Here is an 18,798-nt window from a genome sequence, read left to right on the forward strand (position 1 = left end):
GCCTGATGGGTGAGCAGACCGCAGAAGTTGGAAAGGCGGCGAATGGGGCGGGTAAGCTGAAGTCAACCGGCCGGGCGCGCGGCCGCGTTGGCGCGACATCGGCCGAAGCGCTTTCATCTCCGTTATCGTTCTAGCTGCGCCGGCCGTTGAGCAGGTCCTGTTCGATGCTGCCGGGGGCGCCGAGGCGGATCTTGTAGATCTGGTAGTTTTCCATCACCCGCTGGACGTAGTTGCGCGTCTCGGTGAAGGGGATGCGCTCGACCCAGTCGACGACCTCGTCGATCGACTTGCCGCGCGGGTCGCCGAACCGCTCGATCCATTCGCGGGCGCGCCGCGGTCCGGCATTGTAGGCGACGAAGGTCAGGATGTAGGAGCCGTTGAAATTGGCGATCTGGTCGCCGAGGAAGCGCGCGCCGAGGGTGGCGTTGTAGCCGGGGTCGGAGGTGAGGCGGGCGAGCGAATAGCTGACGCCGACCTTGGCGGCCACCGCCTTGGCCGTCCCCGGCATCAGCTGAAGGAGGCCGAGCGCGCCGGCGCCGGATTTCGCCGCCGGGTTGAACTCGCTCTCCTGCCGCGCGATGGCGTAGGCCAGCGCCTTGCCGGAGGCGGAGATGTTGGCGGAGGCGGGGATGACGCCGACCGGGAAGGCGAGGGCGGCCGCGTCGATGCCGCGGTAATTCGCCTGCTTGCCGACCTTCAGCGCGAGATAGTGGTTGTTCTGGCTCTCGGCCATGACGGCGAGAAGGGCGAGCTCGCCGGGGCTGGTCAGCTCGTCCGCGAGGCTCCGGTAGATCGTGGCGGCGCGGCTGTCCATGTCGAGCTGCTGCAGCCGCTTGATGGCGCGCACTGGCTCGCGGCTCTCGAAGCGCTGGCGTTCGGCGGCCGTCGGCCGGGGGTAGTCGACCGCCGGGGGACGCGTGCCGAGCCGGGCCGCGGCGAGCAGGCCGTAATAGGTGGTGGGATGGGCGGCGGCGCGACCGTAGTAGCGGGCGGCATTGCCCGAGCCCGAGGCCTCGGCGGTCCGCCCCAGCCAGTAATAGGCGCGCGACTGCGACAGCGGCCGGCTCGAGGCCTCGGCGATCTTGGCGAAATGCTGGCCCGCGGTGCGCGGGTCCTTGAGGAAGCGCAGGGCGATCCAGCCGGCATGGAATTCCGCTTCCGCCGCGTCCGCCGGGCTCTCGGCCGAGATCGCGCTGGCGACGCGGTAGGCGTCCTTGTAGCGGCCGACGTCGAGGAGGTCGCGGGCGACGATGCGCCGCTCGTTCCACCAGGCGTCGAGATCGACCAGCGAGGCGGCGTCGCGCGGCGCCTTCAAAAGCGTGGCGGCGGCCTGGTCGACCTTGCCGGCCTTGCGCTGCACCTCGACCATGGCGAAGAGGTAGCCGGGGTCCGAGCGCTGCGAGGCGGGAACCGCGGCGAGCAGCTTGGCGGCATTGCTCTCGCCGCGCACGGCGGCGGCGCGGGCGGCATAGAGGCTTTCGGCGCCGGCGAGCTTCTTCATCCGGCCGGCATCGGTGACGCGCTCGGCATAGAGCTGCATGTCCATGCGGCGCTTGTGGTCGGCGCGCGTGAGCAGCGTGCCGAACTGCTTCAGGATCCGCTGCTCCAGGGCCGCGTCGAGACGCTCCTTGTGCCAGACATTGGCGATCAGGCGCTTGGCCTCGGCGGCATGGCCGAGTTCGAGCAGAGCGCGGGCGAGCGACATCGCCCCCTCCGGCGTCTCTGGCTTCGTCCCGGCGAAGGCGTTGACGACGGCGCTGGCCGACGGCTCCTCGCGCAGGAGCGCCCGTTCCAGATTGGCGCGCAGCTTGGCAAGGCCCGGCCAGCCCTGCAGCGCCGCCGAGGCCTCGGCGATCTCGTGGGCGGGCACGTCGCGGCCGCCGTTGAGGGCGATCGCCCAGGTCAGGATGTTGCGGTCGAGCGAGCGGCCGGGCATGCCCTGGCGGATGGCGCGGGCCTTGATCAGATTGCCGGACGAGATCGCCTTCAGCCCGTCGTTCAGGCTGCCGGCGACCGCGTTGAGATTGGCCGGCCGGGCAGTGATGGCGGTGATCGAGGCGGTGAAGGCGCTGGCGCTCGAATCGACGCGGGCCGGAGCGGGGGCCCGTGTCGCCACGGGATTGCGCGATGGCGCCGGCGGCGTGCCGAAACGCGAGGGGTCGAGATCGACGCCGGTGCTCCGGGCCATCGGCCGCAGCGACGGCATCGGGCCGACCGGCGGCAGCAGCTGCTGCGCGCTCGCCGACTGTCCGAGGAGCACCAGCAGCATTCCCTGGACGATCAGGCTCTTGGCAATTCCCGGCGCAGTCATGGCAACCTTTCGAAAGGCGATCCCCGTGGGATGGCCCGTTCCCCGCGTGAGTGACGACATGGTCACCAAATCTCTCACGGACGGCATGAAGACATCGTAAACCCATCCCCGATGCGACACCCCGCCACGGACTTTCGCCCCCGCCATGTCGGCTTGTCTCGCCAGCGGCCCTTCACTATGGTGCCGGCCTTCATGCCGGACGATGCCGCCGGTTTTATGTCCCGCAATGCCGAAGGTCCCAGGGCCGGGCGCGACCGGGGCAGTCACCACAGATGAGAAGTCCGGTGCCGGCCGACAAGAGCTTGCAGACGGCGGGAGCGAGACGGGAATGTTCAAGGGTTCGATGCCGGCGCTGGTGACGCCATTTGCCGAGAGCGGCGCGCTCGACGAGGCGGCCTTCCAGGCCTTCGTCGAATGGCAGATCGCCGAGGGCTCGCACGGCCTGGTGCCGGTCGGCACGACGGGCGAGAGCCCGACGCTCAGCCATGCCGAGCACAAGCGCGTGGTCGAGCTCTGCGTCGGGGTCGCCGGCGGCCGCGTGCCGGTCATCGCCGGGGCCGGGTCGAACAACACCGCCGAGGCGATCGACCTGGCGCTGTTTGCCGAAAATGCTGGCGCGGACGGCCTCCTCGTCGTCACGCCCTACTACAACAAGCCGAACCAGCGCGGCCTCTACGCGCATTATTCCGCCATCGCCAAGGCGGTGAAGCTGCCGATCATCATCTACAACATCCCGCCGCGCTCGGTGATCGACATGACCGTCGAGACCATGGCCAAACTCGCCGCCGATTTCGACAACATCGTCGGCGTCAAGGATGCGACCGCCAAGCTCGACCGCGTCTCCGACCAGCGTCTGCAATGCGGCCCGGATTTCCTGCAGCTGTCGGGAGAGGATGCCACGGCGCTCGGCTTCAACGCCCATGGCGGGCGCGGCTGCATCTCGGTGACGGCCAATGTCGCGCCACGGCTCTGCGCCGAGTTCCAGACCGCGACGCTCGCCGGCGACTTCGCGGCGGCCCTCGCCATTCAGGACAAGCTGATGCCGCTGCACAAGGCGCTGTTCATCGAGCCCAATCCCGGCGGCCCGAAATACGCCCTGTCGCGCCTCGGCAAGATGGGCAACACGCTGCGTTCGCCGCTCGTCACCATCGAGAAATCGACCGAGGCGGCGATCGACGCGGCGCTGCGGCACGCCGGCCTCCTGAACTGAGCCGGCCGAGCCGGGCGCAGCCGGCGCGCCTTGCGGCGGGCCGCGCGGCGCGCGGCTCACCGGCCCTCGCATCGGCGGCGCTTGAAACGGCGCCCTCGATCCTCATCTGACGGGGTTCACGACCTCGGCCGCGCCTTCCTGCAAGGAGCGCCCGCAACAGGCACTGTCGACACAGCAATGGCAAAGAAACCCAAGGCCAAGACCGGCATCGTCGCGGAGAACCGCAAGGCGCGTCACAACTATTCGATCATCGATACGATCGAGGCCGGCATGGTGCTGACCGGCACCGAGGTGAAGTCGCTGCGCCTCGGCCGCTCGACCATCGCCGAATCCTATGCCGCCGAAGAGGGCGGCGAGCTCTGGCTGATCAATTCCTACGTGCCGGAATATCTGCAGGCCAACCGCAACAACCACGAGCCGAAACGCCGGCGAAAACTCCTCGTCCACCGGGCGCAGCTGAACCGGCTGGCGAGCGCGGTCAACCGCGACGGCATGACCATCGTGCCCTTGAAGATCTTCTTCACCGACCGCGGCATGGCCAAGATCGAGATCGCCGTGGCCAAGGGCAAGAACGCGCCGGACAAGCGCGAGGCCGAGAAGCAGAAGGACTGGAACCGCCAGAAGGAGCGGCTCCTGAAGGACAACCGCTGACCCGCCAGGCTTTGATGCGGCGGGGCTTCCGGCTCCGTGGCCTCCCCGCCGACGATCGCATACTTGCCTTACGCTGCCTTTCGCAGGACCATGGCGATTCGGCAGAAACGCGGAGGCCTGGGATGACGGACCTGACGAGATTGCCCGAGGGGCTGGTGGCTCCCTTGGACGACGGCGGCGGCAGCCATCTCTTCGGCATGCGGCTGCCGGCGGTGCGACTGGCCTCGACCGCCGGGGGAGAGGTCGACCTGTCGCAGCTGGCCGGCCTTGCCGTGCTCTACGCCTATCCGATGACGGGCCGGCCCGGCGCCCCCTTGCCCGGCGGCTGGGACGAGATTCCGGGAGCCCGCGGCTGCACCCCGCAGACCTGCGGTTTTCGCGACCATTTCGCGGATCTGAAGGCGCTGGGGGTTTCCCATGTCTTCGGCATCTCGACTCAGACCACGGCCTATCAGCGCGAGGCGGCCGAGCGCCTGCACCTGCCGTTTCCGCTCCTGTCCGACAGCCATGGCGAACTGGCCGAGATGCTGGAGCTTCCGACCTTTGACGTGGACGGCGATACGCTATTGAAGCGGCTGACCCTGGTGGCACGCGACGGCGAGATCGAGAAGGTGTTCTATCCCGTCTTCCCGCCTGACCGGAACGCCGCGGACGTCGTCGACTATCTCGAAGGCCTGGCGCGGCCCTAGGCCCGCCCATCTAGGCGAGCATGCCGCGGCTGTAGGCCCCCCCGTTCAGACGGGCGGGCCGCGTCCGTAGCTCCCGCTATTTTAGGCGAGTGTGCCGCGGCGGTCGGCCCGCCGCGGGGAAGGGTCGCTGCCCTGTCAGGCCGCCCGGCCCCAGGACGCCGCCCTTGCCGGGTGGCGGGACGTCGGCGCGCCGTCGATCGAAAACCGCTCGACGATCTCGCCGAGGCGCCTTGCGTCGTCGGCCAGCGCCTGGACGGCGGCCGAGGTCTCGCCGACCAGGGCCGCATTGTGCTGCGTCGCCTTGTCCATCTGGGCGGCGGCGGACGAGACGCTCTTCAGGCTGCTGGCCTGTTCCTTGGCGGATTCGGCGATCCGGGCGATCACGTTCGTCATGGTCGAGACCTCCTCGACGATCTCCTCGAGGCTCTGGCCGGAGGCCGTCACCAGATCGACGCCGGTGCGGACCTCGTTGCCCGAGGTCGAGATCAGGCTCTTGATCTGCTTGGCCGCCTCGGCCGAGCGCTGGGCGAGGCCACGGACCTCCTGCGCCACCACGGCGAAGCCGCGGCCCGCCTCGCCCGCCCGCGCCGCTTCGACGCCGGCATTCAGCGCCAGGAGATTGGTCTGGAAGGCGATCTCGTCGATGACGCCGATGATGTTGCCGATCTCATGCGACGAGCTCTCGATGCGGCTCATCGCCTCGACGGCCTGGGCGACGATCTGGCCGCCCTTCTCGGCCTTCAGCCGGGCGGAGGTCGCGACCTTCTGGGCGTGGCTGGAACTGTCGGCCGTCTGGTTCACCGCGCCGGTGACCTCGCCGAGCGCGGCGACCGTTTCCTCCAGCGAGGCGGCCTGCTGCTCGGTGCGGCGGGCGAGATCGTCGGAGGAGGCGGCGATGCCGTTGGTGGCCGCCTCGACGTTGACGACCGTCGAGGCGACGTCGGCCATGGCCTCGGCCAACGCGCCGATGGCGGTGTCGAAATCCGTCCCGATCTTGGTGAAGCCCGAAGGCAGCGTGCCCGAGAGCCGCGCCCGCAGGTCGCCCTTGGCGACGCGGCTCAGCGCCTGTGCCAGCGTGTCGATCGCCTGGTTCTGCTCGGCCGCGGCCTTTTCCTCGGCGGCCCTGGCCTTGGCGCCTTCCTCGCGCATGGCGACCATGACGCTGAGGTCGACGAGAAAGGTGACGAAGGCCGGCTTGCCGTCGATTTCGGTCGCCATGATGGTCACGAAGCCGGGGAAGGTCGAGCCGTCGAGCCGCTGGGTCGTCCACTCGAAGCGGGCGCAGCCGTTCTTCGCCGCCTCCGCCAGAACCTCGAGCGTGCGCGCGTCGCTGCGGCTGCCGCAGGACTGGACATCGGGCGAGATCGCATTCGGGGTGAGGCCGACGATCTGCTCGCGGCTGCCGCGCAGCATGGCTTCCGTCGCCGGATTGCAGTCCCGGATCACGCCGTCCTGGAGCACGTAGTATCCGTCGGGCGATATCTGGATGACCGCATCGGCGAACTGCTCGCGATAGGTCCTGGTTTTCTTGAACATCCCGAGCATGTGCTATTCCCCCCCGTATTTTATGCCGGGAGGTTGGCCGATTATGTTGAATAAAGGGTTAGGGAGCGCAAGGGCACCCGGTGGTTCGCGGCGGCGTCAGCTTGCCCGGGAAGGACAGGGCCCGTTTCAGCCGGCCAGATGCTCGGCCGCCGCGGCGAAGACGTTGCGGAACATTTCCTCGGTCAGTCGCCCGGTGTTCGTGTTGTAGCGCGAGCAGTGATAGCTCGAGATGATCCTTATGCCGCCCACGTCGTGGCCGCCGCCATGCGAGAACGGGGCGGCCTTGAGCGGGGTCGCGAGGGCCCGCAGCGTCGACTCGTGCGCGATGCGGCCGAGCGTGACGATCACGGCGAGTTTCGGGAAGCCGAGGATCGTCGGCGTCAGGAACTGCCGGCAGGTGTGGATCTCGGCCGGCACGGGCTTGTTCTCCGGCGGCACGCAGCGCACCGCGTTGACGATGGCCGTGCCGAAGAGCTCCAGCCCGTCGTCCGTCCGCGCGTCGAAGCGGTCGTTGGCGAAGCCGAAGTCCGAAAGCGTGCGATAGAGCAGCATGCCCGCATAGTCGCCGGTGAACGGCCGCCCGGTGCGATTGGCGCCGCGCACGCCGGGCGCGAGGCCGACGATCGCCAGCCGCACCGCATCGGCGCCGGCTGAAGGCAGGAAAGCGGGGACCGGCGCGTTGTGCCAGGACGGCTCCTTCGCCCGCCAGGCCTCACGGAAGGCGGCAAGGCGGGGGCAGAGCGGGCAGTCGCGCGACGGCTCAGTAATCGTCGTCGGCATCCGGGCCCGGTTCGGAATCGGCTTCGGCGCGGCGGGCGAGTCGCGCCTCGCGCTCGGCAGGGCTGCGGCCGATCTCGGTCCTCAGGCTGACGAGGTCGATGAAATGATCGGCCTGGCGGCGCAGATCGTCGGCGATCATCGGCGGATTGGTCGTCAGCGTCGACACCACGGAGACCTTGCGGCCCTTGCGCTGCAGCGCCTCGACCAGCGAGCGGAAATCGCCGTCGCCGGAAAACAGGACGAAATGGTCGACCGTGTCGGACAATTCCATGGCGTCGACGGCGAGCTCGATGTCCATATTGCCCTTGACCTTGCGGCGCCCGCTGGCATCGGTGAACTCTTTCGCCGGCTTGGTCACCAGGCTGTAGCCGTTATAGTCGAGCCAGTCGATCAGCGGTCGGATCGAGGAGTATTCCTGATCTTCGAGCAGCGCCGTGTAATAGTAGGCGCGCAGGAGATAGCCGCGCTTCTGAAAAGCAAGCAGCAGCTTCTTGTAGTCGATATCAAAACCGAGGCTGCGGGAGGCGGCATAAAGATTGGCCCCGTCGATGAACAGGGCAATCTTTTCTCGTGAGTCGAACATCAGGGTCTTTCAAAGGAAATGAATGGAGCTGAAATGCAGTTGCGCTCTGTCTAAACAAGTCATAGCTACGGAATATCGTATTCGGCAGAATCTCGCAACTGGTCAGTTCTGCATGCGGTGACTGGCCATCGTCATGCGTCGATCTACGGCGGCGATCATAAGCATGGATGGCCAATATGCCAATCGCGTTGTTTCCGTAGCCGGGCAAGGCCGCAACGCCGAAATCCGCCCGCTGGGACGGCGCGGCGCGGCGAGGGCGGTGCGGCAAACTTGCCGCCGGTGCCTTGTGCCCCGCCGGCGAAACCGCTATGGCACGAGCTTCATTGCTCAAAATTGTCGTTGAGGAGACAGGCATGGCCCGCGTCACCGTAGAAGATTGCGTCGATAAGATCGAGAACCGGTTCGAGCTCGTCCTGCTCGCCAGTCATCGCGCCCGCCAGATCGCCCAGGGCCAGCAGATCACCATCGATCGCGACAACGACAAGAACCCCGTCGTCGCGCTGCGCGAGATCGCCGACGAGACGCTGTCGCCGGGCGACCTGAAGGAAGACCTGATCCATTCGCTGCAGAAGCATGTCGAGGTCGACGAGCCGGAGCCGCAGGCCCCGACCTCGGCCGAACGCGCCGATGACAGCCGCGCCGCGATCGCCGCGGACGATGGCGACGACAACATCGCCTTCGACCGCATGAGCGAGGACGAGCTTCTTTCGGGCATCGAAGGCCTGATCGCGCCGGAGAAAAGCGACGATTTCTAAAGCGCATCCGCAGTTCAGCCTTTCGGCTGACGGGGTTTAGCACCTATATTGAAAGGGCGTTTCGCAGTTGCGAAGCGCCCTTTTGCCATTCCATGGCCCGGCATGCCCCAAAGGACCCGTTCCTGAAACCATGATGCGTCAATATGAACTCGTCGAGCGGGTGGCGAGCTACAAGCCCGATGTCGACGAAGCGCTCCTCAACCGCGCCTATGTCTATGCCATGCAGAAGCATGGTGCCCAGAAGCGTGCCTCGGGCGATCCGTATTTCTCGCATCCCCTGGAAGTGGCGGCGATCCTCACCTCGATGCGGCTCGACGAGGCGACTATCGCCGTCGCTCTGCTGCACGACACGATCGAGGACACCGACGCCACCCGCAAGGAGATCGAACAGCTCTTCGGCGCCAAGATCGGCCAGCTCGTCGAGGGCCTGACCAAGCTGAAGCGCCTCGACCTCGTCTCCAAGAAGGCCGAGCAGGCCGAGAACCTGCGCAAGCTGCTGCTCGCCATCGCCGACGACATCCGCGTCCTCCTCGTCAAGCTCGCCGACCGCCTGCACAACATGCGCACGCTCGGCCACATGCGCTCCGACAAGCAGGAGCGCATCGCGCAGGAGACCATGGACATCTATGCCCCGCTCGCCGGGCGCATGGGCATGCAGGACATGCGCGAGGAACTGGAGGACCTGTCCTTCCGCTATGTGAATTTCGAGGCCTACGAGACGATCACGGCGCGCCTCGCCGACCTTCGCGACAAGCATGCCGACACCATCGCCCGGATCGAGAAGGACCTCGCCGAGCGCCTGGCCGAGAAGGGCATCGCCGCGACCGTGAAGGGCCGGCAGAAGAAGCCCTATTCGGTGTTCAACAAGATGCAGCGCAAGGCGCTGTCCTTGGAGCAGCTCTCCGACATCTTCGGTTTTCGCGTGCTGGTGGCCACTGAAGACGACTGCTACCGCACGCTCGGCATCGTCCACCGCACTTGGCCGCTCGTGCCCGGCCGGTTCAAGGACTACATCTCGATCCCCAAGCAGAACGACTACCGCTCGATCCACACGACCATCGTCGGGCCGTCGCGCCAGCGCGTCGAGCTGCAGATCCGCACCCACGAGATGCACCAGATCGCCGAGCAGGGCGTGGCGGCGCACGCGCTCTACAAGGACGGCGCCTTCGAGGAGACGGAGGGCGCGGACGGCCGCGTCGTCCTGTCGACCGAAAGCAACGCCTATGCCTGGCTCAGGCGCACCATCGATCTCCTCGCCGAGGGCGACAATCCGGAGGAATTCCTCGAGCACACCAAGCTCGAACTGTTCCAGGACCAGGTCTTCTGCTTCACGCCGAAGGGCCGGCTGATCGCGCTGCCGCGCGGCGCGACGCCGATCGATTTCGCCTATGCCGTCCATACCGACGTCGGCGACACCTGTGTCGGCGTCAAGATCGACGGCCGCATCATGCCGGTGGTGACCGAACTCGCCAATGGCGACGAGGTCGAGATCATCCGCTCCAAGGGGGCGACGCCCCCGGCGGCCTGGGAGACCGTCGCCGTCACCGGCAAGGCGCGCTCGGCCATCCGGCGGGCGACGCGCCTGGCGATCCGCCGGCAGTATTCTGGCCTCGGCCAGCAGATGCTGACGCGCAGCTTCACCCGCTCCGGCAAGACCTTCACCCGCGAGGCGCTAAAACCCTATCTCGGCAAGCTCGGGCACAAGGATGTCGACGATGCCATGGCGGCGGTCGGGCGCGGGGAGCTGGCCGCCGGCGATGTCCTGAAGGCGGTCTATCCCGATTTTCAGGACAGCCGCGTCACGCGGCTGCCCCCGCGCGGCGAGGAGGACGGCTGGTTCAACCTGCGCTCGGGCGTCGGCATGATGTTCCGCATCCCGAGTGTCGCCGAGGCGGAAAAGCGCGGGCTCGCCATACCGATCCGCGGCGGCGGTACCGACACCCCCGTGCATTTCGGCCCCGAAGGCGCCGTGCCCGGCGACCGGATCGTCGGCATTCTGGACCCCGGCAAGGGCATCACCATTTACCCCATCCACGCCCCGGCGCTGACCCTGTTCGACGACGAGCCGGAGCGCTGGGTCGACGTGCGCTGGGATCTCGATGCCGAGATGAACATCCGCTTTCCCGCCCGCATCCAGGTCTCCGTCTCGAACGAGCCCGGCACGCTCGCCGAGATCGCCGAGACGATCGCCGCCAACGACGCCAATATCCACAGCCTTTCCACCGTCAAGACGGCGCCGGACTTCACGACCATGGTGATCGATCTCGAGGTGTGGGACCTGCAGCACCTGACGCGCACGCTGAACCAGCTGCGCGCCAAGGCCTGCGTCTCGCAGGCCGTGCGGATGAACGACTGAGGCTCCGGCCGACCCTGCGCCGAAAGCCGACCTGGCCCGAAAGCCCGACCTGCCCCGAAAGGAAGACGCGTGACCGCCATCCCCCCGACCAGCGCCCCGATGAGCAGCGCCCCGACCGGCAGCCCGATGACCAGCGCCGAGGTGCTCGACATCTTCCGCCAGGCCGGCGCCTATCTGGAGGGGCATTTCATCCTGAGCTCCGGCCGCCGCAGCCCGGTCTTCCTGCAGAAGGCGCGGGTCTTCATGCATGCCGACCTGACGGAGACGCTCTGCCGGGCGCTGGCGGCGCGCATCCGGGCCGAGATCCCCGGCGAGATCGACTATGTCGTCGGCCCGGCCGTCGGCGGTCTCATCCCGGCCTACGAGACCTCGCGCCACCTGAAGGTCCCGGCGATCTGGGTCGAGCGCGAGAACGGCGTCTTCCAGCTGCGCCGCTTCGAGGTGCCCAAGGGCGCGCGCGTGGTGATCGTCGAGGACATCGTCACGACAGGCCTGTCGATCCGCGAGACGATCACCTGCATGAAGGCGCTGGGCACCGAGGTCCTGGCCGCCGCCTGCATCATCGACCGCTCGGCCGGCGTCGCCGATGTCGGCGTGCCGCTGATCGCGCTCGCCGAACATGCCGTGCCGTCCTATGCGCCGGACGACCTGCCGCCCGAACTCGCCGCAATTTCGCCGATCAAGCCGGGTAGCCGCTCGCTCTGACGGGCAACGGAAGCGGCGCCGTGCGTCGGCGCGTTTGCGGCTCCCCCGCGCTCGCCTATACAGGATACGGACGGTGGACGGAGGGAAGCGTGATGCGCCAGACGACGTTGAACCTTCCCGAAGAATTGGTCTCGAAGGCAGAGGCCTACGCCGCCTCGCATGGAACGACGATGACCGCGCTCGTGCGCTCTCATCTCGAGGCGGTCACGAGCGGCGGCACCTCCCCGCCGGACGATGACCCCTTGCTCGCCTATTCCATGAGAAGGCTGTCGAGAAGGGATGCGATCAAACTCCTGGGGCTGCGCGACTACACAGGATTGCTCATCCTGCTCGGCGATGCCGATCTCCCGATTCCGCGTCCTTCCGCGCAGGAGATCGAGGATCAGGCCGCGCTGTTCGAGAAGCTCTGGAGACAGGGGTGAAGCGTTGCACGATCGTCATGGCGGATGCCGGGCCGTTCAACAGTCTCTGGGTCGCGGGCCGGCTCGACCTCCTGCTCCGCCTCGACATGCGCATCGTCGTGGTGGATGCGGTCTATGACGAGATGACCAGTGATCCGGCCTATTTGAAGGACCGCGAGGTGAAGGCCTTCATCGACACCAACCAGCCCCCCTTTATCGTCGAGACGACCGACATCGGCACGATGGAGCGGACCAAGCGCGCCGAAGGCGCGAAGCTGAAGAAAAACGCAGGGGAACTGGCGATCGTCGATTTCATGTCCTCCGAGGACGGACTGTCGGCCTATGTCGCCGCGGGCGACCCTGTGGCGATCCTGTTCAAGGATTCGGGGTTCCGCGTGATCAACAGGCCGCCCAATCTTCATCTGATCTCGACCATCGGCATGCTCCATGGCCTGGAGAGGGTCGGCGTGATCGAGTCGGCGGAAGAGATCGTTCGGGCGATGACCCATCCGACGCTGCCGGGCCGGACGGCGTCCGATGCCCGCAAGTTCACGGATCTTCCCGGTGGCATCGATGAGCCTGCCCAGATCGGAAGCGCCTTTGGCCCGTCGTCGCCACTATAAGATGGCTGGTCGGCGGCGGGACGCGATCGCGGGAGGCGGCCGCGGGCTTTCGCGACGGATCGCGCGCGCTGCAATTGGGAAAGGGGACGGGTGCTTTGGCAGCGCCGTCCCGCGATAGGAACCGCCATGCTGTTTCGACGACGGGAAAAGCTCGGCTTCTGGGCCAAGACACGCGCAATGTTCTGGCCGAAGCGCTCGTTTGCGCGCTCGCTGCGCTACCTGCAGAAGCGCGTCCTCAGGCTGCAGGCGACGCCGCATGCGATCGCCGCCGGGTTCGCCGCCGGCGCCTTCGCCTCGTTCACGCCGCTGATCGGCTTCCACTTCCTTTTGTCCTTCGCGGTCGCCTATGTCATCGCCGGCAACATGGCGGCGGCCGCGCTCGGCTGCATCGTCGGCAATCCGCTGACCTTTCCGGCGATCTGGGCCAGCACCTACGAGGTCGGGCGCTATCTCCTGAAGGCCGAGACGATCGACGGGACGGCGCCGGTCGGTCTCGGCCATGCGCTGACGCATGGCGACTTCTGGGCGGTCTGGGATCCCTTCATCAAGCCGATGCTCGTCGGCTCGGTGCCGCTCGGCCTGTTCTTCGGCGTCGTCAGCTACGCCATCATCTATGTCGCCGCCAAGAGCTTCCAGGAACGGCGCACGCGCAACCTCCTGGCCCGCGCCGAACTGCGGCGCCGGGACCGTGCGCCGGCTGCCGCGGCCGCGCGCGAGCCGTCGTGATGTCAGGCCGTGGCGGCGCCCGCGCGGGGCTGGCCGACACTCCCCGCCGGTTTCCATTGCCCCGACTGGGCTGAGCCGCTAGTACAGCGCCAAAAGCGGCCCCGCCGCCCGTTACATCGAAGGAAAGTCCATGGTCGATCAGGCCGAAACGAAGACGAGCGGCGGCTTCGGCGAGACGGTGAAGGTCATCGTCCAGGCGCTGCTGCTGGCGCTGGTCATCCGCACCGTGCTGTTCCAGCCCTTCTCGATTCCCTCGGGCTCGATGATGCCGACCCTGGTGCAGGGCGACTACCTCTTCGTCTCGAAGTGGAGCTACGGCTACAGCAAATATTCCTTTCCCTCGCTGAAGCCGTGGATCGGCTATCTGCCCTTCGAGGGCCGGATCATCGCCATGGCGCCGACGCGCGGCGACGTCATCGTCTTCCGCAAGCCGGGCGACGAGGAGACCGACTACATCAAGCGGCTGATCGGCCTGCCCGGCGATCGCATCCAGGTGCGGGACGGCATTCTTTTCCTCAACGACGTCGCGGTGCCGCGCGAGGCCGCCGGCGAGTTCACCGCCGAGGATGGCTCCAAGGTCCAGCAGTTCACCGAGACCCTGCCGAACGGCGTCTCCTATCTCACCCTCGACCTCAGCCCCAATTCGACCGGTGACAACACGCGCGAATTCGTCGTCCCGCCGGACCACTATTTCATGATGGGCGACAACCGCGACAACTCGCTCGACAGCCGTTTCGACGTCGGCTACGTGCCCGCCGAAAATCTCGTCGGCAAGGCGCAGGTCATCTTCTTCTCCATCGGCGGCAATTCCTCGCCGCTGAAGATCTGGGACTGGCCGACCGAGCTGCGCCCGAGCCGCTTCTTCTCATGGCTAAGCTGAAGCAGAGGCCGGGGCTCGACGAACTCGAGCGGCGCCTCGGCGTCGAGCCGCTGGACCGCCCCCGGCTGGAGCGTGCCCTGACGCATGCCAGCATGCGCCAGGGCGGCGCCGCCTCGAGCTACGAGCGGCTCGAATTCCTGGGCGACCGCGTCCTCGGCCTCGTCATCGCCGAAAAGCTGTTCGAGATGTTTCCGCAAGCGAGCGAGGGCGAGATGTCGCTCCGGCTCAACTCGCTGGTCTCGGCCGAGGCCTGCGCCGAGGTCGCCGACGAGATCGGCCTCGGCGACTTCATCCGGCATGGCGGCGACGTCAAGAAGGTGAAGGGCGAGAAGAGCCGCAACATCCGCGCCGACGTGGTAGAGTCGCTGATCGCGGCGATCTATCTCGGCAACGGCCTGGAGGATGCCCGTGCGGTGATCCACCGGCTCTGGGGGCCAAGGCTCGCCGCCGCGGTATCGGCCCGGCGCGACGCCAAGACGGCGCTGCAGGAATGGGTGCACACGCGCACCACCGTGGTGCCGCGCTACGAGATCACGGCGCGCACCGGCCCCGACCATGATCCGTTGTTCACCGTCAAGGCGGTGATCGAGAATGTCGACCCCGCCGAGGGAACTGGCCGCTCCAAGCGGCTGGCGGAGCAGGAGGCCGCGACCGCGGTCTTGATCCGCGAAGGTGTCTGGAAGGACGAGACGTGAGCGAAGAACCAGACATCAGCGAAACGGCAAAACCCGCCGAAACCGCCGCGGAAGCCGCGACCGCCGCCGCCGTCGAGGCCGGCACGCGCTCGGGCTTCGTCGCCCTCCTCGGCGCGCCGAACGCCGGCAAGTCGACGCTGGTCAACCAGCTGGTCGGCACGAAGGTCTCGATCGTCACCCACAAGGTGCAGACGACGCGCGCGCTGGTGCGCGGCATCGCCATCGAGGACCGCACCCAGATCGTCTTCGTCGACACGCCCGGCGTCTTCCAGCCCAAGCGCCGGCTTGACCGCGCCATGGTGAAGACCGCCTGGAGCGGCGCCAAGGACGCCGACGTCGTGATGGCGATCATCGACGCCGAGCGCGGCATTTCCGGCGACGTCGAATCCATCCTCGACCGGCTGAAGGAATCCAAGCGCCCGGTCGTCCTCCTCCTCAACAAGATCGACGCCGTTCCCCGCGAAAAGCTGCTGGCGCTGACCAAGGATCTCACCGAGCGCGGCGTCGAGTTCGAAAAAGTGTTCATGATCTCGGCGCTGAAGGCCTTTGGCTGCGCCGACCTGATGGCCTGGCTCGCCACCCGCCTGCCTCCCGGTCCCTGGTACTATCCGGAAGACCAGATCACCGATCTGCCGATCCGCCAGCTCGCCGCCGAGATCACTAGGGAAAAGCTGTTCCTGCGCCTGCACCAGGAACTTCCCTATGCGAGCCATGTCGAAACCGAGCTCTGGGAAAAGCGCGAAGACGGCTCGATCCGCATCGAGCAGACCATTTTCGTCGAGCGCGAGAGCCAGAAGAAGATCGTCATCGGCCACAAGGGCGAGACCATCAAGGCCATCGGCTCGGCGGCACGGCGCGAAATCGGCGAAGTCGCGGAGGAAAAGGTCCACCTCTTCCTCTTCGTCAAGGTGCGCGAGAACTGGGGTGATGACCCCGAGCGCTACCGCGAAATGGGCCTCGACTTCTCGACCTGAGAAAGGCCTTCCATGGAATGGCGTGAGCAGGGGATCGTCCTCGGCGTTCGCAAGCTCGGCGAGACCAGCGTCGTCGTGGAGCTGATGACGCGCGATCGCGGCCGCCATCTCGGCCTCGTGCGCGGCGGCCGCTCGCGCAAGCAGCAGCCGGTGCTGCAGCCCGGCAACCAGGTCGAGGCGACCTGGCACGCCCGGCTCGACGAGCACATGGGCACGATGACCATCGAGCCGATCGAGCTGCGCGCCGCCCGCCTGATGGAGACGCCCGTCGGCCTGCACGGCATCCAGCTGCTGGCCGCGCATCTCCGCCTGCTGCCCGAGCGCGACGCCCATCCCCGGCTCTATGATGGGCTGAAGATCATCGTCGACCATCTCGACGATCCCGTGCAGGCGGGCGAACTCGTGCTGCGCTTCGAGATCGCGCTTTTGGAGGAGCTCGGCTTCGGCCTCGACCTCGAGACCTGTGCGGCGACGGGCACGCGGGACAATCTCGTCTACGTCTCGCCGAAATCCGGCCGTGCCGTCTCGGCCGAGGCGGGCCTGCCCTGGCACGACAAGCTGCTGGCGCTGCCGGGTTTTCTCGGTGCGACGGGCGGCCGGGCCGATGCCGCGGCGCTCGCCGACGGCTTTGCCATGACGCGCTATTTTCTCGCCCGCCACGTCTGGTCGGCCCGCGCCATCGCCGAGCCGCCCTCGCGCGAGCCGCTGATCGCCGCCATCGCGCGGCAGAACGGCGCGGCGCGGCTGCCGCGGGACGATGAGGTTTTGGCCGACCTGCCGGGCTGAGGGTTTTGGCCCTTCGGGCCGCGACGTCGCAGGTGCCCCGTGACCCGCCGACGCTCTCCGGCCTGTGTTCAGCTCGGCGGAAGCTATGCCGCGCGCGGCGGGCGGGGCAGGGGATGGACCGCCCCGGGTGAACCTCGCCCTCAGGCCGGCCCGAGCGCGCGCTGGACCGGCACCTCGCGGATCGGCCAGTGCACGAGCGCCGCAAAAATCCCCATGCCGACGCCGAGCCACCAGACGACGTCGTAGCTGCCCGTCTGCGCATAGAGTTTTCCCCCCAGCCAGACGCCGAGGAACGAGCCGATCTGGTGCGAGAAGAACACCAACCCGCCGAGCAGGCCGAGATATTTCGTGCCGAACATGATCGCGACGAGGGCGTTCGTCGGCGGCACGGTGGAGAGCCAGAGCAGGCCCATGACAATCGAGAACACCACCACCGTCGCCGGCGAGGCCGGCACCAGCAGGAAGATCGTCACCACCACCGAGCGGCCGAGATAGATCAGCGCGAGGAAGATCGGCTTGGAATAGCGCTGGCCGATCATGCCGGACGCGATCGAGCCGATGACGTTGAAGAAGCCGATCAGCGCCAGCGCCGTCACCGCCCAGACCGGGGCGATGCCGAGATCGGCGATGTAGGCGGGAAAATGCGCGGTGATGAAGGCGACCTGGAAACCGCAGACGAAGAAGCCCGAGGTGAGGAGAAGATAGCTTTTCGTCGCGAACGCCTCGCGCAGCGCCGCGCCCATGGTCTGCTCGATCTCGGCCTTTCCGAGCTTCGGCCGGGAACCGTTGCCGCGCAGGCCGATGGCGAGCACCGGCACGAGCAGCATCATCGCCGAGAGCACGAGCAGCGAATCGGCCCAGCCGAAAGTGTCGATCAGGCCCTGGCTCAGCGGCGCGAAGACGAACATGCCGAGCGAGCCGGCGGCGGTGCCGAGCCCGAAGACGAAGGAGCGCTGCTCCGGCGCCACCCGTCGGGCGAAGGCCGCGAGCACGATGCCGAAGGAGCCGGCGGCGACGGCCAGGCCGACGAGCACGCCGGAGCCGATCGTCAGCCACAGCGGCGAGGGCGCAAAGGCCGTGACGGCAAGGCCCGTCGCATAGAGAAGGCCCGACAGGACCAGCACTTTCGCGGTCCCGAACTTGTCGGCGACCGCCCCGAACAAAGGCTGCCCGGCGCCCCAGAACAGGTTCTGGAGGGCGATGGCGATGGCGAAATCCTCGCGGCTCCAGCCCCTGTCGGCCAGCATCGGCAGCTGGAAGAAGCCGATCGCCGAGCGCGGCCCGAAGGTCAGCATGGCGATCAGGCAGCCGGCGCCGATGGCCAGCCACGGCACGGTCGCAGGGGCACGCTGGGTGGCGGAAAGCGTCATGGGCGGGCTCCAGCAAGGCGACGACCGATGTTGAGCCGCCGGCGGCGGCGGGGCAAGCGCGTTTGGGTGATGGGAGGGATCAATTGCGGTGATGGGGTGCGTTCGAGCGCGCGGCCGATGGGGGCGAGGGTCGATATGACGAGAGCCGGCGGCTCTCGTCAGAAGGACCCGAGGGCCGGAACCCGGCCGCTCGCAGCTTGCGCGAACGGCCGGGCCCGTCGTCAGCCGACACGCACCACGAAGCGACGAAGAAGCATCGTGGTGAGGGCAATGAGCGCCGAACCCGCCAGCCAGAAACCGCTGACGGCTCGCTCGTCAGTCCAAGCGATGGCGGCATAGATCGCGAGCGCAGAGACGGTCCAGATGACGAACAAGGCCGCACCGATCCAGGAAACCACGGCGACCGACATTGCCGTCCGGTGATGCCGTTCGTGGAGAATCGTCACGCCGATGACGGGGCGACGGGCACGCGGAACGACCGGCGGCTCACGACCGGGATCTTTCGTATGGTGCCGCTGCGGCTGCGGTGCTCGAGAAACTCGATGCGTTCGCGAAGATACAGCCTCAGCTTCTTCAAGCTCCGGAGCCGAAGGCTATCGGGAGCCGGGCGCGCATGCTCCTCGTCGATCTTGTCCTGAAGGGCATCGCGGTGTTTTTGTAGCGAAACCAGGAACGTGTCCATGGGAACCTCCATGTTGAAGACACGGTTGATGTCGGCATCGCGCCTCGATAGTTCTAATTCATTGTCCCAATGACTG

General features: G+C 67.4%; 20 protein-coding genes. 13 read left to right on the plus strand and 7 right to left on the minus strand.

Translation table 11 applies throughout. The features are described 5' to 3' along the window. Positions 1-130: 130 nt before the first annotated feature. Complete coding sequence (locus tag IEX88_RS07600; RefSeq protein ID WP_373289564.1) at positions 131-2,269, minus strand: lytic transglycosylase domain-containing protein; 2,139 nt, start codon at positions 2,267-2,269, stop codon at positions 131-133. A 370-nt stretch (positions 2,270-2,639) separates the two neighbouring features. On the opposite strand from IEX88_RS07600, the gene dapA reads away from it, so the two are divergent. From dapA to IEX88_RS07615, 3 genes are all read left to right on the plus strand, one after another. Further along, complete coding sequence (gene dapA / locus IEX88_RS07605) at positions 2,640-3,521, plus strand: 4-hydroxy-tetrahydrodipicolinate synthase (RefSeq protein WP_188849993.1); 882 nt, start codon at positions 2,640-2,642, stop codon at positions 3,519-3,521. Positions 3,522-3,698: 177 nt separating this feature from the next. After that, the gene (gene smpB, locus IEX88_RS07610; protein ID WP_188849994.1) at positions 3,699-4,172 is read left to right on the plus strand and encodes an SsrA-binding protein SmpB; all 474 of its coding nucleotides are present in this window, start codon (positions 3,699-3,701) and stop codon (positions 4,170-4,172) included. 122 nt (positions 4,173-4,294) lie between these two features. Continuing rightward, positions 4,295-4,861 (plus strand): peroxiredoxin, encoded by a 567-nt coding sequence (locus IEX88_RS07615; RefSeq protein ID WP_188849995.1) that lies wholly within the window; start codon positions 4,295-4,297, stop codon positions 4,859-4,861. Between the two features lie 135 nt (positions 4,862-4,996). On the opposite strand, the gene IEX88_RS07620 is transcribed toward IEX88_RS07615, so the two are convergent. The 3 genes from IEX88_RS07620 to IEX88_RS07630 all read right to left on the minus strand — a co-directional run bounded on the left by IEX88_RS07620 (position 4,997) and on the right by IEX88_RS07630 (position 7,769). Further along, positions 4,997-6,406, minus strand: a complete 1,410-nt coding sequence (locus IEX88_RS07620; RefSeq protein WP_188849996.1) for a methyl-accepting chemotaxis protein — start codon at positions 6,404-6,406, stop codon at positions 4,997-4,999. A gap of 126 nt (positions 6,407-6,532) precedes the next feature. Beyond that, positions 6,533-7,186, minus strand: coding sequence for a uracil-DNA glycosylase (locus IEX88_RS07625; protein ID WP_188849997.1), 654 nt, complete (start codon positions 7,184-7,186; stop codon positions 6,533-6,535). Further along, entirely contained in the window at positions 7,167-7,769 is a 603-nt protein-coding gene (locus IEX88_RS07630) for a LabA-like NYN domain-containing protein (RefSeq protein ID WP_188849998.1), read from the minus strand. The genes IEX88_RS07625 and IEX88_RS07630 overlap by 20 nt, the downstream gene beginning before the upstream one ends. A 353-nt stretch (positions 7,770-8,122) precedes the next feature. Here IEX88_RS07630 and rpoZ point away from each other — a divergent pair, with 353 nt between their 5' ends. The 10 genes from rpoZ to recO all read left to right on the plus strand — a co-directional run bounded on the left by rpoZ (position 8,123) and on the right by recO (position 16,670). After that, positions 8,123-8,524 (plus strand): DNA-directed RNA polymerase subunit omega, encoded by a 402-nt coding sequence (rpoZ, locus tag IEX88_RS07635; protein WP_188849999.1) that lies wholly within the window; start codon positions 8,123-8,125, stop codon positions 8,522-8,524. 130 nt (positions 8,525-8,654) lie between these two features. Continuing rightward, positions 8,655-10,880 (plus strand): RelA/SpoT family protein, encoded by a 2,226-nt coding sequence (locus IEX88_RS07640; protein ID WP_188850000.1) that lies wholly within the window; start codon positions 8,655-8,657, stop codon positions 10,878-10,880. Between the two features lie 126 nt (positions 10,881-11,006). Continuing rightward, positions 11,007-11,585, plus strand: a complete 579-nt coding sequence (gene pyrE / locus IEX88_RS07645) for an orotate phosphoribosyltransferase (protein ID WP_188850318.1) — start codon at positions 11,007-11,009, stop codon at positions 11,583-11,585. A gap of 92 nt (positions 11,586-11,677) precedes the next feature. Further along, on the plus strand, positions 11,678-12,007 hold the full coding sequence (locus tag IEX88_RS07650) for a hypothetical protein (RefSeq protein ID WP_244639935.1): 330 nt from the start codon (positions 11,678-11,680) through the stop codon (positions 12,005-12,007). Between the two features lie 86 nt (positions 12,008-12,093). Next, complete coding sequence (locus tag IEX88_RS07655; protein WP_244639937.1) at positions 12,094-12,609, plus strand: hypothetical protein; 516 nt, start codon at positions 12,094-12,096, stop codon at positions 12,607-12,609. A 126-nt stretch (positions 12,610-12,735) separates the two neighbouring features. Further along, a complete protein-coding gene (locus IEX88_RS07660; protein WP_188850003.1) occupies positions 12,736-13,335 on the plus strand; it encodes a DUF2062 domain-containing protein in 600 nt (199 codons plus the stop codon). A gap of 130 nt (positions 13,336-13,465) precedes the next feature. Continuing rightward, on the plus strand, positions 13,466-14,215 hold the full coding sequence (gene lepB, locus IEX88_RS07665) for a signal peptidase I (protein WP_188850004.1): 750 nt from the start codon (positions 13,466-13,468) through the stop codon (positions 14,213-14,215). Then, complete coding sequence (gene rnc, locus IEX88_RS07670) at positions 14,203-14,910, plus strand: ribonuclease III (RefSeq protein ID WP_188850005.1); 708 nt, start codon at positions 14,203-14,205, stop codon at positions 14,908-14,910. The genes lepB and rnc overlap by 13 nt, the downstream gene beginning before the upstream one ends. Beyond that, a complete protein-coding gene (gene era / locus IEX88_RS07675) occupies positions 14,907-15,884 on the plus strand; it encodes a GTPase Era (protein ID WP_188850006.1) in 978 nt (325 codons plus the stop codon). Before rnc ends, era begins: the two co-directional genes overlap by 4 nt. 12 nt (positions 15,885-15,896) lie before the next feature. Next, complete coding sequence (recO, locus tag IEX88_RS07680) at positions 15,897-16,670, plus strand: DNA repair protein RecO (protein ID WP_188850007.1); 774 nt, start codon at positions 15,897-15,899, stop codon at positions 16,668-16,670. Positions 16,671-16,810: 140 nt separating this feature from the next. Here recO and IEX88_RS07685 read toward each other — a convergent pair whose 3' ends face one another. The 3 genes from IEX88_RS07685 to IEX88_RS07695 all read right to left on the minus strand — a co-directional run bounded on the left by IEX88_RS07685 (position 16,811) and on the right by IEX88_RS07695 (position 18,722). Then, complete coding sequence (locus IEX88_RS07685) at positions 16,811-18,040, minus strand: MFS transporter (RefSeq protein ID WP_188850008.1); 1,230 nt, start codon at positions 18,038-18,040, stop codon at positions 16,811-16,813. Between the two features lie 221 nt (positions 18,041-18,261). Continuing rightward, a complete protein-coding gene (locus tag IEX88_RS07690; protein ID WP_188850009.1) occupies positions 18,262-18,486 on the minus strand; it encodes a hypothetical protein in 225 nt (74 codons plus the stop codon). Further along, positions 18,483-18,722, minus strand: coding sequence for an HP1242/YdcH family protein (locus IEX88_RS07695; RefSeq protein WP_188850010.1), 240 nt, complete (start codon positions 18,720-18,722; stop codon positions 18,483-18,485). The genes IEX88_RS07690 and IEX88_RS07695 overlap by 4 nt, the downstream gene beginning before the upstream one ends. Positions 18,723-18,798 lie beyond the last annotated feature (76 nt).

It is taken from the genome of Aureimonas glaciei (assembly GCF_014643375.1).
Classification (GTDB): Bacteria; Pseudomonadota; Alphaproteobacteria; order Rhizobiales; family Rhizobiaceae; genus Plantimonas; species Plantimonas glaciei.